The following is a 14,199-nucleotide window of genomic DNA, read 5'->3' as shown; positions in this document are numbered from 1 at the left end:
TGGTTCAATTCACTTCCCGCTCCGCCAGCCATTTCGCTATCGAGGGATCGCGTGATGCTCTGATACTTGGCGTCTCTATCTATCGAGATTCTTGAGAATATTTTTGTCGGCGCAGCCATGAACGAGCGCGCCTGACCTTGGGGATGCTGCTCGCCAAAGTCGCCGGCGGCGAGACCAGCCCTTCCACCTAAAAGAATTCTCTGCGAGAACGATGTCTCCCGCCAATCGTGACGCCGCCTGGCCTCACCGATCGGGATTGATTGAGGACGCGGCAGCAACCCGATTACAAAGATGATTATCTGAAGTGGGCTGGTCGTCCCTGTTAGGCGACTCGTGAAAGGACTTGCTGATCCAGGTCGCACCTAGCCAGTCCGAAACGCCAGCGATGGTTCGTTGCCTCACGTCTGCTCTGGTAAAACAAGGTCAGTTTCCCGCCGTCGATCATCACTGTCGAATGGCCGTTCTCCCCAGGCTCACCAGGATCAAGCACGGGGCCGACCGACACGTAGGGACCCTGGACCTCGTCGGCGATGGCGAAGAATACGCGCTGACGACTTCCGCGCGGACCGTCGGGAAGGAAGCAGGTGGCGTTGAGAAGCACGCGACCGTCAGGTAATTCGACCAGTTGGGCGCCCTCGATCCCCCATTCGTAGTCCGGATGCTCGCGCGCGTTGTGATGGGGAACGTCGAGATGGTCCAATATCTTACCGAGACGTTTCCACGGCCCGAACCAGGAATCGGATTGGCTGCGCGCCAGATAGACGTCAGGCTGCGGCACCCTGGTGAATTTAGGCATGCCTGAATAGACGATGTAGCGCTTGCCGCCGATGATCGCCGGATGGGGATCGTAGATCCCGTCCTCATCGGTGTCCGGCAGGGACAATATCGCCGGATTCAGCACCACCCAATGAAAGCCATCATTGGACACCGCATGCTCGCAACGTCCGCCGGACTTCATGAATTCGGTCTGGATGAACATGTGGAAAACGCCGCATTCATGGATGACGCCGGGCGCCGCTATGCCCGATCCGGTTACCGCCAAGTCGAGCGCCTCATGCTCAGTCCACGGCCCATAAAGGTCCGGAGCCGTGGCATGTAGTATTTTCCAGCTCTCGGTCGTGACAGTGCCGCTGGAACCGAAGACGTGCCAAAGCGTGCCGTCGAACACCGGACAAGGATCCTTCAGATCATCCACGGACTGCGGGTGAAACAACGGAAAGACGTTGGTTTCAAAGTTAAACTTCATTCCTTGCGGCTCTCTCACGGTGGCTGCCTTCATCGGCCCATGCGTTGGGCCATTTGTGGCGACCAAAACGAATCATGCGCAGCTCATTAACTTTTATACCTGCGCTCATGAATGGTTGTTGAACGACTGAGCGGATTTCAGCCGTTCTGTGGCAATGCGCCACATTTGGCGAGATCTGTGTTTGGACTGGGGACATCGCGAACAGGTGCGCGATGTCCTCGCACACCTGTTCGCGATGTCCCCAGTCCAAACAATCTGAAGCTGCAAGGGCCCCCGCCTTGGCCGAGGCGCTGTCCGTCGGGTGTTGGTAGCAGCGCCGCTTCTCTTCGAACAAGTGCGCTAGTGGCCGGCTCGGCGGCTCCAGCCAATTAAAATCCGTGGAACAACTTACTCAAATGAAAGTTAGATGTACGGATGAAGGCTTCAGCAGGAGCGAGCTTCGGTTAACATATGTTAATCTGAGAATTGTAAACTATAACTAAAGGGATTCTTACATGAAAATAGCGGGCGGCAAAAAAAATCAACCAAATATCCCCCTAAAATCGTCTATTTTACTTTGCTTTTCTCACCTCAGGTGGGATTTCGTACACCAACGCCCGCAGCATATTCTGACGCACGCCTCAAAACAGCAGCAGCTAATTTACTTTGAGGAGCCGGTCTACGAGGAAACACGCTATCCTTCGATGCGGGTGAACGATCCGTCTGCAATGATCACAATCGTAACCCCGGTTCTTCCGGTCGGCATTTCCGCAACAAAGGCAGACGCCATCCAGCGCAGGTTCGTCGACCAGATCGTCAACTCAACTCCGCATGACCGGCTGACCATATGGTACTACACGCCCATGGCGCTGCGTTTCAGTGACCATCTAGTCTGCGATGTATGCGTCTACGACTGCATGGATGAACTCTCCGCCTTCAAGAACGCACCGGCAGAGTTGACGCAGATGGAAAAAGCGCTGTTCCAGCGCGCTGATGTCGTGTTCACGGGCGGGCAGAGTCTGTACGAGGCCAAACGAAGCCTCCATAGGTCGATTTTTCCCTTCCCCAGCAGCATCGACGTTGCGCATTTCCACAAGGCAAGAGAGCCCGGCGATGACCCTGTAGACCAGGCAGACATACCTCAACCGAGAGTGGGCTTCTTCGGCGTGATCGACGAACGGCTCGACGTTGAAATGATCGCACAGGCGGCTGCGGCAATGCCCGAAGTGCATTTCGTCATGCTCGGCCCGGTGGTCAAGATCGACCCGCTAAGCCTGCCGCGCGCAAGTAACTTGCATTGGCTGGGTGCCAAGTCCTACGCCGACCTGCCTCGCTATCTCGGGCATTGGAGCGCCGGCTGGATGCCCTTCGCGCTCAATGAGGCGACACGCTATATCAGCCCGACCAAAACTCCTGAGTTCCTGGCCGCCGGGCTGCCGGTGGTCTCCACGGCGATTGTGGACGTCGTGCGCACCTATGGTGCTGAAGGCCTGGTCGACATCGTCGACGCCGAAGATATCGAAACCAAGCTTCGGTCCGTTCTGTCACGTCCCCGGAATTTCCTGCTGAAGGAAGTCGATGCCTACCTCGCTAACATGTCCTGGGAACGAACGTGGGAAGCAATGGCTGCCCATATTCAGCGCGCCTATGCAATGAAAAGCATTGTGCCTTTGCGCCGGGGAGCCTGACCATGTTCGATTGGTTGATTGTCGGCGCCGGCTTCGCTGGCAGCGTGCTCGCCGAACGCATCGCATCGCAACGGCATGAAAGCGTCCTGCTCATCGACCGGCGAAATCACATCGGCGGCAACGCTTATGACTGTTACGACGAAGCGGGAATTCTGGTCCACCGCTATGGGCCGCATATATTCCACACCAACGCCCGATCGATCATCGACTATCTCTCGCAATTCACCGAATGGAGGCCTTACGAACATCGCGTACTGTCTTCGGTCGACGGAAAACTGCTGCCGATACCGATCAACCTCGACACGATCAATCGCCTGTACGATCTTGAATTGACGCCCGAGCAGTTGGAGGAGTTCTTCGCATCCCGGCGAGAAACGGTCGAGGAAGTCCGAACCGCCGAAGACGTGGTTGTGAGCACCGTTGGCAGAGAACTCTACGAAAAATTCTTTCGCGGCTATACAAGGAAGCAGTGGGGCGTCGATCCGGCCCAACTAAGCAAGTCCGTGACTGCGCGGGTCCCTACCCGAACCAACCGCGATGATCGCTACTTTGGCGACACTTTCCAGAATATGCCGGCTGGCGGGTATACACGCATGTTCCAGCGCATGCTGGACAACCCAAGGATCAAGATCATGCTGCAGACCGATTATCGCGAAATTCGCGACAAGATCCCCTTTCAGCGGATGATCTACACCGGGCCGATTGATGAATATTTCGACTGGAGCCTTGGTCGTCTGCCTTATCGGTCACTGCGGTTCGAACACGCGACGCTTGATTGCGAGCAGTTTCAGCCGGTCGCCGTTGTCAACTATCCGCAGACGGAAAACTATACCCGCATTACCGAGTACAAGCATCTGACCGGTCAGCAGAGCCCGAAGACCAGCCTGACTTACGAATTTCCAACCGATATCGGCGATCCCTATTACCCGGTGCCGCGGGCGGAAAACGAGGCGCTGTACAAACGCTATGAAGCACTGGCAGCGGCGTGCTCCGACGTGTGGTTCGTCGGGCGCCTAGCCACGTACCGCTACTACAATATGGATCAGGTCGTCGGTCAAGCTTTGGCGACGTTCGCGCGCATTCAACAGAGCCTGCCGGCAACCGGCACCGTGCAGATGCTTACGCAGCGGACGATGCTCGGCCAACATTCGGAGCAGTTCCCCACCTAAGTGGCCCGCTCCTTCTTCGACCGCTACGAAACACCTGCCGCGAACAATCTGCGCTGGCGATCCAATTCATCGGCAACCGGCTGGCGAAGACTGCGCGAACCGTCGGCATGAATCGTAGAGAACAAGCCGACTTCCGCGTGGCGCAAATTGTCCCAGCCGGGATACGCGGTCACCGGGTACAGACATATACCCTGAACCGGGGCACCACGGCTCATTGCGTCACGGACCTCATCGCAAACATAATGGAGCCATGCCGGCCGGCCTGATCCTTCAGCGCCTGTCTCGGCGATGAACATGGGCTTTCTGTAGCGCTCTGCGACTTCGACCAACATTTCGGAAAGCGCCCGATATTCGTGGTGGCCCATCGGTATCGTTGGCCCCTGAAAGTACCATTGGTTGTGCGGATAAAAGTTAAGTCCGATGACGTCGACACAGTCCTTGCTGCCGCCCAACTCAGGCTCGGCACGGCCCGTCAGCATGTCATAGGCTTCAAACTGGCCCTGACGAACATTTTCCGCGCGCCGCTGCTCGGCACGACTATGGTCACGGGGCGCAACATGAATTAGCGGTTCAGCCCATATGAACCGGCAATCAGGTTCGGCATCGCGCATCGCCTTGACGCCGGCAACCGCTGCCCTCACAAGCTGTCGCTTGAACCATCCCCGCTTCTTCGGCCCCACGCGTGGGAAATAGCCGACCTCTATCGCCCATGCGAAAAATGAGATCTCATTGATCGGGCACACCAAGGGAGCTACTCCCGTGACGGAGCGGTGGACCCGGACAGCTTCAGCGGCGAAGCGGACATAGGCTTCTGTAAAGTCTGGGGCGCCTTGGTCTACGTGATCTGGTGAGCCATAGTGGAAGATATCCCAGACGACCTGCACCCCCGCCGCGTGGGCTGCTTCGATCATTGAGATCCAACCCGACCAGTCGAAGACTCCTGGCGCTGTTTCAATCAGGTGCCAGCGCAAGCCGTCGCGGATCGTGCGAAGCCCAAGGGCAGCACAGCTGCGATAGTCGCCGAGAGCATGTTTGTCGTGTGCGGTTGCGCGATTCAAATCGAGGCGCACTCCGTCGCCGCGCCGATGCGAGGAACATTCGAAGCCAGCCATGAAGAAACTGGCAAACTCGGACGGATATTCGCCTGGCAGACGCGCCGGCTCGTTGCTCATAAGTGCAACCCGTCGGCCAAGGCTCGCGCCAGCGCTCCCGCTAGGCGATCGGCCATTGCTAGTTTCGACCTCCACCACAATTTCATTCGGGCCGCCATCACGTCGCCTGAGTGGTACGGGTGCAAGCGTCGAATGTTGACCAAGCGAGCGTGAGCGGAGCCGAGTCCAGGTATTGTCGGTGAGCAGAGGTCGACCTCAGGATGACAGACTGGCGCTCTCAAGCCGAGCCTCGTTGATCGTCGTCGCGCTGCATGGTCTCTCCTAATGGAATCCGAGGGAGGAGAATATCGCAAGCACGACAACGATACATCCGATGAGATGGCGCAATCTCCCCCACATTGCGTACCGAACTTGCCTGCGACCGTGAGGTTCCCCTTCGGCTGAAATATTTCTGGTTGGGCGGGCGACCCGCTAACTTACTGTCGCCTGCGGCGACGATTCCCAGGCAGTGGTCTGGCTGGTTCGCCGCGACACGATCGGGCGAAACGGTATGCTTCGTGCCGGCGCTGTGCCGGTTCCGGCTGCCTTGGAGCTGCCCGGGTTGGCTCGCGGCACCTATCGCGTCATCGCCTGGGGTACCAACGCCGGCAGGCAAACAGCGGAATGGCAAGCGAATTCGGACGGCTGGCTGAAGCTTGATGTGCCGCCGTTCTCCGCCGATGTCGCGCTTGCCATCCGCGGGGTCTGAGCAGGATGGGGACTGCGCCTGAAGGTATTCATACGCTCGCGATCTGACTTGCCATAGCCCATGATGAGCCGTCCTTGCAAACTCGTCGCCAATGCTGATGTCAGTGATTGCGCCAAGCGAAGTTGCGCGGAGATTCCAAGTGATCTGCGCGCTAAGTGTTGTGCTCGCCCGAACGCGACTGCTGGTCGGCGGCATCGGCCGATCCGCCCAGCGTGTCGGCGACCGTGGCACCTCGCGCACCCATCGGCTGCTGCGCACCTGTGGTGGTGTCCTTGGCAGTCTGATGCTCCATCTCGGCATTCAGCTCCGCACCCACAATCAGGACAATCACGGAGATCCAGGTCCACATCATCAAGCCGATGACTGCCCCCAGGGCTCCATACGTCGCGTTGTAGTCGGCGAAGTTTTCAAAATAATAGGAGAATCCTATCGAGACTGCGATCCAGACCACAGCCGCGAGGAAGGCGCCCCATGTCGCCCATTGCCACTTTGCCCTTTCGCGGCTGGGGCCGTAGCGATAGATCAGCATAATCCCGAGGCCGACCATGATCAGCATCATCGGCCACCGAAAGATCCGCACAAGGGCTTCGGTCCAGCTGCCGAGGTTCAGCAGCGCAAGCATGGCCGGCACGATCCCCACCGAGACGATAAACCCAATACCGATGAGGATGGCGCCAAGTGTGAAGCCCAAGGCCAGGAGATTCAGATAGATAAAGCCGCGCTTTTCACTCTCCTCGTAGGCGATGTTCATGGCTTCGAATAGCGTCTTGATGCCGTTACTGGCGCTCCACAGTGCGACGGCAAGGCCGAAGATGAAGCCGAAGCTAAGCGCGCCAGTCTTCTGAGCGGCCAAGGACGCAAGCTGAGATCTGATAATATCCAGACCGCCCGAAGGCAGTACGCCGCCAAGGAACGCAATGTGCTCAGCGATGGTCTGAGGATCGGCGACGAAACCGTAGATGGACACGAACGCGGCAAGCGCTGGAAAGAGGGCAAGGAGCAGATAGAATGCGGCCCCGGCCGCAATCAGCATAACACGGTCCTCGGTTACCTCAGCAAAGAGCCGCCACAGCACGTCCTTCCAGCCGCGGCTGGGAATCTCTGACGGCCATTCGGCATCGCGCCCGCGGCCCTCCCGTCCGGCCCGCCGCTCAAGTTGCACTTGAACTTCGTAAGCGTCGTCGGTTGTTTTCTTCGACATGGCTGCCGGCCCAGAGCATCTTCTTCGCGGGGCAAACGTGTAATAGCGCCAAAGGATGCAGGTGCAGACCTGCGCTCACAAATAAACATCCGCCGACTGCAGAAACACTGCGCCAATCCCATGCGACGAGTTGATTTAATAGCAACACTGCCCTGCCCACGACCCCTCAATGGCTTGTTCGAGCGACCAATGAGAATACGCCAGCTTTCCACCATGTCGGCCATTCGCGGCAGTCGGCTGACTGCGTTTTAACTTAGCGCGACCGGCCGGCGCGGATTATGGCATGGGCGATCGCGAGCTGCGCCTCTCTCGGCGCGTCCAGCCGGCCTCTAGCATGCAATCGACCATCGCTTGAAAGCCAGGCTCCATCGCCTCCTGACAGTTGAAGCTGGGCGAAATCGCGGACCCTGCACATGGCAATTACCCGAACTCACCCCAGGCAATTACTCGTGCAGACGCAACTCAAAACTTGCGGCTCATAACGATCTGCGAGCGGTGGCTGTCGAACTGGGCCTCGTGAATCCAGTCGTCACCTTGGGGCGGCTTGGCTACCAGGTAGGCATCGGCGGAATGAACTCGAGCCGGCCGGCGCGGCACTCACAGGTTTGCCCACCTGATCGAGTCTGGGTCGGCGGTATATATTAGCTAGACGGAACATAACGTGATTCTAATGGGAGGCGGCAACAAATGTTGCTGATCCGCGTTGCGCTTGATCTGAAGGCCAGCCAGGGAGGAAATCAAAATGGCCGACGACAAGTGCAATAGAGGTTCTGGGGCGGAAACCGCGTCGCGGGTGACGAAAAATATGAGTTCTGCTATTTCGCCATTAAGTTCGGCCTCTCAATACCGCAGGATCCGCGACCTTTTTGGCAAGCACGGTAATGATCGCGAGACCCTGTGTCGGGAGGCTCAGAGGCTCGGAACGCCGTGACTCAAAAAAGAACGATTCTCGAACAATGACCAACCTTTCACAACTAGGGCCGCCCATTACAGGCAAGCTGCATAGCGAAGAGGTCGAGCATGAAAGCGACCATTTCTATCTGTGCCCGACAGGCGACCAAGTTGTAGATGCTCGGGACCTGCGGCGCGTCATCTGGCACGATCAGCCGGGGCACGAGCCGCTGGAATTCGATTCCTGATTTGGTCAGGGACTGCGATGTTCGGCAAAGACCTTTTAGTTCGCATGCTCGACCGCCGCGACACCCTGCCGCGAGACGAAATCACGCTTATTGAGGCTCTTCCGGTCCGGCCGGTAACTTTCGGACCCGATGAGGAGATTGTCAGGGAGGGTTCCCGCCCCGCCGAAAGCTGTCTTATTGCGAATGGTTTCGCAGTTCGAAACCAGGCTATTCGAGAAGGTAAGCGTCAAATAACGGCAATTCACGTGCCGGGAGACTTTGTCGATCTGCATAGTTTACTGCTCAAAGTGATGGATCACAGCGTGAGCGCCCTGGGCTCGTGCGATGTAGTTTTCATTCGACACAAAGACCTGCTCACAGCAATGGGTGGAAGTCCACATCTCACCCGGATGCTCTGGCTTTCAACCACTATCGATGCCTCAATCCAACGAACTTGGATAACCTGTCTCGGGCGTCGCTCCGCCAAACAGCATCTCGCACATGTAATTTGCGAGTTGTATGTCCGCTTAGAAATAGTTGGATTGGCCTCTGACCAGACGTTCGCGATTCCACTGACGCAAGCGGAATTGGGCGACGTGCTTGGTCTATCGGTAGTTCACGTGAATCGGACGCTGCAGGAACTTCGAGCGAAGGACCTGGTTAGCTGGAAAGACAGGAGGATTGTTATCCTGGATTTCCAGCGATTGGCATTACTGGCCGACTTTGATGCGACCTACCTAAATCTCTTTCACGAACCGCGGTGACCGCCTCGGCCAAGACGCGCCAGCGCGCCAATGCGGCATCAAGATTCTCGTCCATTAAACAATGTGAATGAGCCCTTGCTCCGGATGGATTAAAGCTGGGTTCAACTGGCACAGTTGACGTCCAAAAAGGATTGCACATGCGTGAACTCGAAAACCTCATCGAACAGTATGTAGATGTTCGGAGGCGGCGGCATAGTTTCATATCGACGGGGCTCGCCGTTAAAGCGCTCAAACAGATTGTTCCGGCATGTTCGGTCTCTGATTCCGACCTAGCGAACATGATCGCTAGTCGTGCAATAGACCACGGTCTTCCGGTGAGCTTTGATCTTAATGTGACCTAGGCGTAGTGCTTCATTATACTTCCTGACCATGAGCCCTTGAAATCCGAACGCGGAGGCGCCGCACGGCCGCCCATACGGCGTGTGCGAATTCCAAGAGAGTCCACAGGCTCGCCGGCCTGATGCGCTATTGCTAATTTAGCTCCAAATGATGGAACCTGTTTGCCGCAGGCAAGTTCGTTAGGCAATGGAGGAGATTGCCACCATGAACAATGTCATCTATCTCATCGGCCTCGTCGTCGTAGTGCTTGCGATCCTCTCCTTCCTCGGATTCCATTAGGAGATACCATGCAGCGCGAAGACGATCAGGGCCGTAAGCCGGCCGATTTCGAAACAGCCAAAAGCGAACTGTCCGAGCGGTTCCAGCAGGAAACGCACACCGCGACAGAGGCGCTACATGACGCTCGCGATGAACTCACCAGGAAGGCGGGCGATTACGCTTCGGAAGCGAAGCAGGAAATATTCAACAAAGCCGAGGGAACACAGCGCGATATCAGCTCCAACCTAAAGGCCTTTAGCGGAGCGTTGCGAGCGGCAAGCGAGCATCTGGCCAATAATGATCAACGGACCGCTTCAAAGTTCACCCTTGATGCCGCCGGCGCACTTGAACGCTTTTCATCTTCGTTGAAGGACAAACCATTCGAAGATGTTCTTGGCGAGATGCGGTCGTTCGGCCGCGAAAACTCAGGAGCGCTGATCGCCGGTTCAGTATTGGCAGGCTTGGCGCTGGGGCGGTTTATCAAGAGCTCGCCGCCATCTGCCCGGGCCGAGACACAGAGTCGATCGCAAACACACAGGGATTCAGAAACGGTTTCGAACTCGGATGAGTCCGCTACGCGATCGGCAGAGGCATCCGACCCGACGCCGGCCCGCTCCAGCCAGCGCGACGATGACTTGGCCGGCGATGATCTGGCCGGCGACGACTGGGCAGGCGCAAGCCTGGAGCAGAACCCATGACCAACAATCAGGAAAGTCGCGGCCTCGCAACCCTCGTCAGCGATCTGGCACAGCAGGTCACAACCCTGCTTCAAACCGAAAGTAGGCTGTTGCGGGCCGAAATTTCGGAAAAAATTAGCAAGGCCGGCACAGGCGCCGCCGAGGTTCTGGGCGGCGCGATATGCCTTCTCGCGGCCTTGATAGTGCTTTTGCAAGCACTCGTAATCGCCCTGGCGAGTGCCGGCTTGGGAGCGGGATGGTCCTCGCTGCTGGTCGGGATCGTCGTCGCGATACTGGGAATCATTCTCTTGCGCTCTGGCACGAAAAGCATGGCTCCTTCCGAGCTGACGCCCGATCGCACACAAGACCAACTCAAGCGCGACGCGCGCGTGATCAAGGATCAAATCAGATGAGCGACAAATCCGCAGCCGAGCTTGAACGCGATGCCGACATCGCCCGGGCGAAAGTAGCAGACACCGCCGATTCGATCCGCAGCAAGATGACACCGGGTCAATTGATCGACGAATTTACCGGAATGTTCGCCGGCGAAGGATCCGCCATGCTTGGCAACCTCAAGTCGCAAGTCAACAACCCGTTGCCGCTGACGTTGATTGGAGCCGGCCTGGCCTGGCTGATGCTCGGCAACGGCACGTCGCCAACCAACTCAGCTGCCGCCGCCTATCGGACAGGCACGGCTCCCGACGCTTTCTCTAACTTGCGCGGCGATGATTTCAGCCAGGGCAACGAAGGGTCCGGAATCACTGCGATGCTCTCCGATACCGCCGGTTCGGTTACATCAGCAGCAAGCGGCGCGGCCGAGGCTGCAGCAAACGCTGCAACGGGCGCCAAGGAGAGGATGACAAAAACCGCCGGACAGCTCGGCTCAAGCGCCAGCGAGATAGCGGCTCGGACGCGCCAATCGGCACAGGACCTCTTCGAGCGCGAACCGCTGGCTATCGCCGCAGTCGGCCTTGCGCTGGGCACTGCTATCGGGGTGATGCTGCCCCACACAGCCACAGAGGACGAGCAACTTGGCGCCTACCGCGACAAAATTCGCGACAGTGCGGAGGAGGTTCTCGAAACGGGCCTGGAGCAAGCAAAGCAAGTTGCCGCCGAGGCCTACGAAACGGTCAAGGAAGAGGCCGACCGGCAAGGCTCGGGTGGAGATGCCGACACGCTAGCAGGCAAGGTCGGCAAAGTTGTGGAATCGACCGCAAAGCGAACCGAGGAAGCCATTCGCGATCGTTTGCCGGGGTCGTCGGACGAGTCTTCTACCAACTCATAGCGTCGCCACCAGCCTGAATGACGGGCGTGGTCCATAGGACGTCATCCGGCATCATCGCCGGTCGTAACCACACGGTATCGGAAGTGATTGCGGATGTAGTCGTTGAAATAGCGGCCCTTAACCGCTGGCCATGAACCACACCGAGAGGGTTCTACGCTCCGGATCGTATTCCGTTTTGCGTATCGAGGTGGACGGCAGGACGGCGGCTCGATCAAAGGCATTCAACGATCGGAGAACCCGTCGAGTTCCTCGTTGGGAGGATTTGGCGCAAGCTCAAGCGCCCGAACCGATCGAGACGATTGGCATCACGGATCGTCCATCATTCTCCGCGGGGCGCGTGCTGAAGTCCCGCCAGAAGCCGACCGCGAAGCCGCAATCGCTCGGCTCACCGAACGGTAAACCAGCCCAGTAGCAACACAGTGGAACCTTTCAAAGCCGCATGCCTTGTCCCTTCTTCATGGAAGGAGATGCGAAATGAGCCTTGACATAGGAAAAGTCGCCATAGCCTTGCTTGGCCTGCTTGCCTACAAGAATAGGGACAAGATCGGCGAGTTAATCGCCGGTAGGAACTCGACAGATCCCAAAAGCGCTGGCTCCCCCGGCGGGCTCGGCGATATCCTGGATCGTCTCAGGAATGCGGGTGCGGGCGATCAAGTTGATTCCTGGGTTGGTACAGGATCAAATCGCCCCGTTCAGCGCGACCAGGTTGAGAAAGCGATCGACCCGCAAACGTTAAGCGATCTCGCGGAGCAAACCGGATTGTCCCGCGAGGAACTTCTCGACCGGCTCACAAGAGAACTGCCCGACGCGGTGGACAAGCTTACTCCCGACGGCCAAATGCCTGTGAGCAAAGGTCCAAATCTCCTCGACGAGGTGCCTGGAGCTAGTCGCACTTAGCGCCAGGCCGAAAAGGGAACCCGCGTCCTCGCCCGGAGAGCGCGGCTGATCGGGCAATGCGATCTCCACAGCAATGTCTGCGAGAACATGCTGCAGAAGCCTAACCCGCTTGCCTACTAGACCTTTTGTCTTTTCGGTTCCTCTTCGGTTTCGCTGCCAATTCAGCAGGAAGAGCGGTTTCGGCCTTTAGTCGTTGCTGCCGCAGCCGAGCCGTCTTTGCTTCTCGTGCCACACGCTCGAAGTCTGTGAATGCCCTTTTAGCATCCGACGTGCGCTCCTGCCTGTCGTGTCTTTCTTTATCGGTGAAGCCTTGCCTTTCCCGCATTGTTCCTCCCACTTTGACGCACGGCGCTTTGTTGCCGCACCGAACGCTTGTGGCCAGATCGGGTTCCACCCGGACAGCAAAAAAGCCCGCCGCACCTTTCGGCACGGCGGGCAACAAGTCGGTTCACCAGGCACGAGGGGTGGGCGGGGGTGGTGTGCCCGGTGCGCAGAAATCCTATGCGCGCCGGCTGCGTCGCGTCTACCAACCGCCGGTTGGCGCGCGGTTGCTTGTTTGACAGACACGCGCTTTATGATGGCTGCTTAAAAGCGACGATCGAGCCTTTTGCCGAGCGGCTCGTTGTGCGGAAAGGAACGCTATGGCCGAGCAGGAGCAGTGGCAGCTGGAAGGCAGCGCCGCGGAACTCTACGAGCGCTACCTGGTCCCGGCAATCACAGCCCTGTGGGCTGCCGACCTCGTGGATCGTGCCGCGCCTCTATCTGGTGAGCGGGTTCTGGACGTAGCTTGCGGCACCGGCGTGGTGGCACGCTTGGCGGCCGAGCGTATGGGAAGTGGGCAGGTCGTCGGCCTCGACATCAACACGGGCATGCTTGCCGTTGCTCGATCGCTCCCGAGAGGCGCTGGACCGCTCATCGACTGGCACGAGGGAAGCGCGCTCGAAATGCCGTTCCCTGACGCCACCTTCGATCTGGTTCTTTGCCAACTCGGACTGCAGTTTTTTCCGGACCGATCGAGTGCGCTACGTGAGATGTTCCGGGTTCTGGTGCCTAACGGCCGACTGGCCTTAAGCGTTTTCAGAGCTATTGAGCGCACTCCTGCGGCAAAGGCGCTGGCGGATGCCTTGGATCGACACCTCGGTCCAGGCGCTTCGGCAACGAAACGGTCCGAGCATTCGCTCGCCGATGCAGACGAGCTTTACCGATTGGTGGCCGGGGCGGGATTTCGTCAGGTGACCATCGACACGACGACACAGAACATCCGATTCCCCTCGTCAAAGGAATATGTGCGACTACAGCTGGCAGCGACTCCGCAGGCAGGGCTGGTCAGCGGAATGGATGCCGGACATCGCGACGCAGTCATCGCAGCGATCATGGGTGATGTAAGTTCTTCGCTGGCAATCTATTCAACTGGAGGGGAGCTGATGTTCCCCCAAGAGGCTCACGTCGTGCTCGCACGCAAATAGTGCAGCTGACTCTGCGGCATCCGGTGTTCAACAGCGCCCACGCAAAGTGAGCCTAATTAGAGGAGGAGCGTAGCAACCCCTCCTCCTTGGCAGCAATCTCGAAGGCCTTCCTTACGTCCTCGGGTGTGCCCTCACCTTCAATGCAGGCCATGCAGGCTTCGACCGCCTTCGTCCACTTGGGTCCCCGCTTGGTCCACGCCGGACCGGGGAGTTCCCGCTAACTGGCCCTGCCTCGTCTGGCCGCCTTGGCCC

At 58.2% G+C, this 14,199-nt stretch carries 15 protein-coding genes; 11 read left to right on the top strand and 4 right to left on the bottom strand.

What is annotated here, in order from left to right; genetic code table 11:
- Positions 1-322: 322 nt before the first annotated feature.
- The gene (locus IHQ72_RS11275) at positions 323-1,246 is read right to left on the bottom strand and encodes a glycoside hydrolase family protein (RefSeq protein ID WP_077383561.1); all 924 of its coding nucleotides are present in this window, start codon (positions 1,244-1,246) and stop codon (positions 323-325) included.
- A gap of 494 nt (positions 1,247-1,740) precedes the next feature.
- Between IHQ72_RS11275 and IHQ72_RS11270 the strand changes: the two genes are divergently transcribed.
- Together IHQ72_RS11270 and glf are read left to right on the top strand one after the other, a co-directional pair.
- On the top strand, positions 1,741-2,913 hold the full coding sequence (locus tag IHQ72_RS11270; RefSeq protein WP_258122494.1) for a glycosyltransferase family protein: 1,173 nt from the start codon (positions 1,741-1,743) through the stop codon (positions 2,911-2,913).
- Positions 2,914-2,915: 2 nt separating this feature from the next.
- Positions 2,916-4,082 carry a UDP-galactopyranose mutase gene (gene glf / locus IHQ72_RS11265; RefSeq protein ID WP_258122493.1) on the top strand — a complete coding sequence of 389 codons (1,167 nt, stop codon included), beginning with the start codon at positions 2,916-2,918 and terminating at the stop codon, positions 4,080-4,082.
- A 23-nt stretch (positions 4,083-4,105) separates the two neighbouring features.
- Here glf and IHQ72_RS11260 read toward each other — a convergent pair whose 3' ends face one another.
- On the bottom strand, positions 4,106-5,254 hold the full coding sequence (locus IHQ72_RS11260) for a glycoside hydrolase family 1 protein (protein ID WP_258122491.1): 1,149 nt from the start codon (positions 5,252-5,254) through the stop codon (positions 4,106-4,108).
- Positions 5,255-5,744: 490 nt separating this feature from the next.
- Here IHQ72_RS11260 and IHQ72_RS11255 point away from each other — a divergent pair, with 490 nt between their 5' ends.
- Positions 5,745-5,942 carry a hypothetical protein gene (locus IHQ72_RS11255; RefSeq protein WP_133254831.1) on the top strand — a complete coding sequence of 66 codons (198 nt, stop codon included), beginning with the start codon at positions 5,745-5,747 and terminating at the stop codon, positions 5,940-5,942.
- A gap of 151 nt (positions 5,943-6,093) precedes the next feature.
- Here the strand turns inward: IHQ72_RS11255 and IHQ72_RS11250 are convergent, their stop codons facing one another.
- The gene (locus IHQ72_RS11250; protein ID WP_258122490.1) at positions 6,094-7,143 is read right to left on the bottom strand and encodes a YihY/virulence factor BrkB family protein; all 1,050 of its coding nucleotides are present in this window, start codon (positions 7,141-7,143) and stop codon (positions 6,094-6,096) included.
- Between the two features lie 742 nt (positions 7,144-7,885).
- Between IHQ72_RS11250 and IHQ72_RS11245 the strand changes: the two genes are divergently transcribed.
- From IHQ72_RS11245 to IHQ72_RS11210, 8 genes are all read left to right on the top strand, one after another.
- Positions 7,886-8,074 (top strand): hypothetical protein, encoded by a 189-nt coding sequence (locus tag IHQ72_RS11245; protein WP_244602958.1) that lies wholly within the window; start codon positions 7,886-7,888, stop codon positions 8,072-8,074.
- Positions 8,075-8,099: 25 nt separating this feature from the next.
- Positions 8,100-8,282 (top strand): hypothetical protein, encoded by a 183-nt coding sequence (locus tag IHQ72_RS11240; protein WP_258122489.1) that lies wholly within the window; start codon positions 8,100-8,102, stop codon positions 8,280-8,282.
- A gap of 17 nt (positions 8,283-8,299) precedes the next feature.
- Positions 8,300-9,025, top strand: a complete 726-nt coding sequence (locus tag IHQ72_RS11235; RefSeq protein ID WP_258122488.1) for a Crp/Fnr family transcriptional regulator — start codon at positions 8,300-8,302, stop codon at positions 9,023-9,025.
- Between the two features lie 626 nt (positions 9,026-9,651).
- A complete protein-coding gene (locus tag IHQ72_RS11230; RefSeq protein WP_258122487.1) occupies positions 9,652-10,320 on the top strand; it encodes a hypothetical protein in 669 nt (222 codons plus the stop codon).
- The gene (locus tag IHQ72_RS11225; RefSeq protein ID WP_123150023.1) at positions 10,317-10,712 is read left to right on the top strand and encodes a phage holin family protein; all 396 of its coding nucleotides are present in this window, start codon (positions 10,317-10,319) and stop codon (positions 10,710-10,712) included. The genes IHQ72_RS11230 and IHQ72_RS11225 overlap by 4 nt, the downstream gene beginning before the upstream one ends.
- A complete protein-coding gene (locus IHQ72_RS11220) occupies positions 10,709-11,584 on the top strand; it encodes a hypothetical protein (RefSeq protein WP_258122485.1) in 876 nt (291 codons plus the stop codon). The genes IHQ72_RS11225 and IHQ72_RS11220 overlap by 4 nt, the downstream gene beginning before the upstream one ends.
- Positions 11,585-12,058: 474 nt before the next feature.
- Positions 12,059-12,481, top strand: a complete 423-nt coding sequence (locus IHQ72_RS11215) for a YidB family protein (protein WP_123150025.1) — start codon at positions 12,059-12,061, stop codon at positions 12,479-12,481.
- 641 nt (positions 12,482-13,122) lie between these two features.
- Positions 13,123-13,947: a methyltransferase domain-containing protein gene (locus IHQ72_RS11210; protein WP_258122484.1), complete on the top strand. Its 825-nt coding sequence runs from the start codon at positions 13,123-13,125 to the stop codon at positions 13,945-13,947.
- Between the two features lie 52 nt (positions 13,948-13,999).
- Here the strand turns inward: IHQ72_RS11210 and IHQ72_RS11205 are convergent, their stop codons facing one another.
- Positions 14,000-14,098 carry a hypothetical protein gene (locus tag IHQ72_RS11205; protein WP_258122483.1) on the bottom strand — a complete coding sequence of 33 codons (99 nt, stop codon included), beginning with the start codon at positions 14,096-14,098 and terminating at the stop codon, positions 14,000-14,002.
- Between the last annotated feature and the right edge of the window lie 101 nt (positions 14,099-14,199).

Origin of the sequence: Mesorhizobium onobrychidis (assembly GCF_024707545.1) — a bacterium.
GTDB classification, from domain to species: domain Bacteria; phylum Pseudomonadota; class Alphaproteobacteria; order Rhizobiales; family Rhizobiaceae; genus Mesorhizobium; species Mesorhizobium onobrychidis.
This window is presented reverse-complemented; position numbering and strand designations above follow the sequence as displayed.

Excerpts from the sequence above, each read along its gene's own strand:
- IHQ72_RS11230 (WP_258122487.1), top strand. The coding sequence starts at position 9,652 with ATGCAGCGCGAAGACGATCAGGGCCGTAAGCCGGCCGATTTCGAAACA.
- IHQ72_RS11220 (WP_258122485.1), top strand. The coding sequence starts at position 10,709 with ATGAGCGACAAATCCGCAGCCGAGCTTGAACGCGATGCCGACATCGCC.
- IHQ72_RS11210 (WP_258122484.1), top strand. The coding sequence starts at position 13,123 with ATGGCCGAGCAGGAGCAGTGGCAGCTGGAAGGCAGCGCCGCGGAACTC.
- IHQ72_RS11235 (WP_258122488.1), top strand. The coding sequence starts at position 8,300 with ATGTTCGGCAAAGACCTTTTAGTTCGCATGCTCGACCGCCGCGACACC.
- IHQ72_RS11225 (WP_123150023.1), top strand. The coding sequence starts at position 10,317 with ATGACCAACAATCAGGAAAGTCGCGGCCTCGCAACCCTCGTCAGCGAT.
- glf (WP_258122493.1), top strand. The coding sequence starts at position 2,916 with ATGTTCGATTGGTTGATTGTCGGCGCCGGCTTCGCTGGCAGCGTGCTC.
- IHQ72_RS11275 (WP_077383561.1), bottom strand. The coding sequence starts at position 1,246 with ATGAAGTTTAACTTTGAAACCAACGTCTTTCCGTTGTTTCACCCGCAG.
- IHQ72_RS11270 (WP_258122494.1), top strand. The coding sequence starts at position 1,741 with ATGAAAATAGCGGGCGGCAAAAAAAATCAACCAAATATCCCCCTAAAA.
- IHQ72_RS11240 (WP_258122489.1), top strand. The coding sequence starts at position 8,100 with ATGACCAACCTTTCACAACTAGGGCCGCCCATTACAGGCAAGCTGCAT.
- IHQ72_RS11250 (WP_258122490.1), bottom strand. The coding sequence starts at position 7,143 with ATGTCGAAGAAAACAACCGACGACGCTTACGAAGTTCAAGTGCAACTT.
- IHQ72_RS11205 (WP_258122483.1), bottom strand. The coding sequence starts at position 14,098 with ATGGCCTGCATTGAAGGTGAGGGCACACCCGAGGACGTAAGGAAGGCC.
- IHQ72_RS11255 (WP_133254831.1), top strand. The coding sequence starts at position 5,745 with ATGCTTCGTGCCGGCGCTGTGCCGGTTCCGGCTGCCTTGGAGCTGCCC.
- IHQ72_RS11260 (WP_258122491.1), bottom strand. The coding sequence starts at position 5,254 with ATGAGCAACGAGCCGGCGCGTCTGCCAGGCGAATATCCGTCCGAGTTT.
- IHQ72_RS11245 (WP_244602958.1), top strand. The coding sequence starts at position 7,886 with ATGGCCGACGACAAGTGCAATAGAGGTTCTGGGGCGGAAACCGCGTCG.
- IHQ72_RS11215 (WP_123150025.1), top strand. The coding sequence starts at position 12,059 with ATGAGCCTTGACATAGGAAAAGTCGCCATAGCCTTGCTTGGCCTGCTT.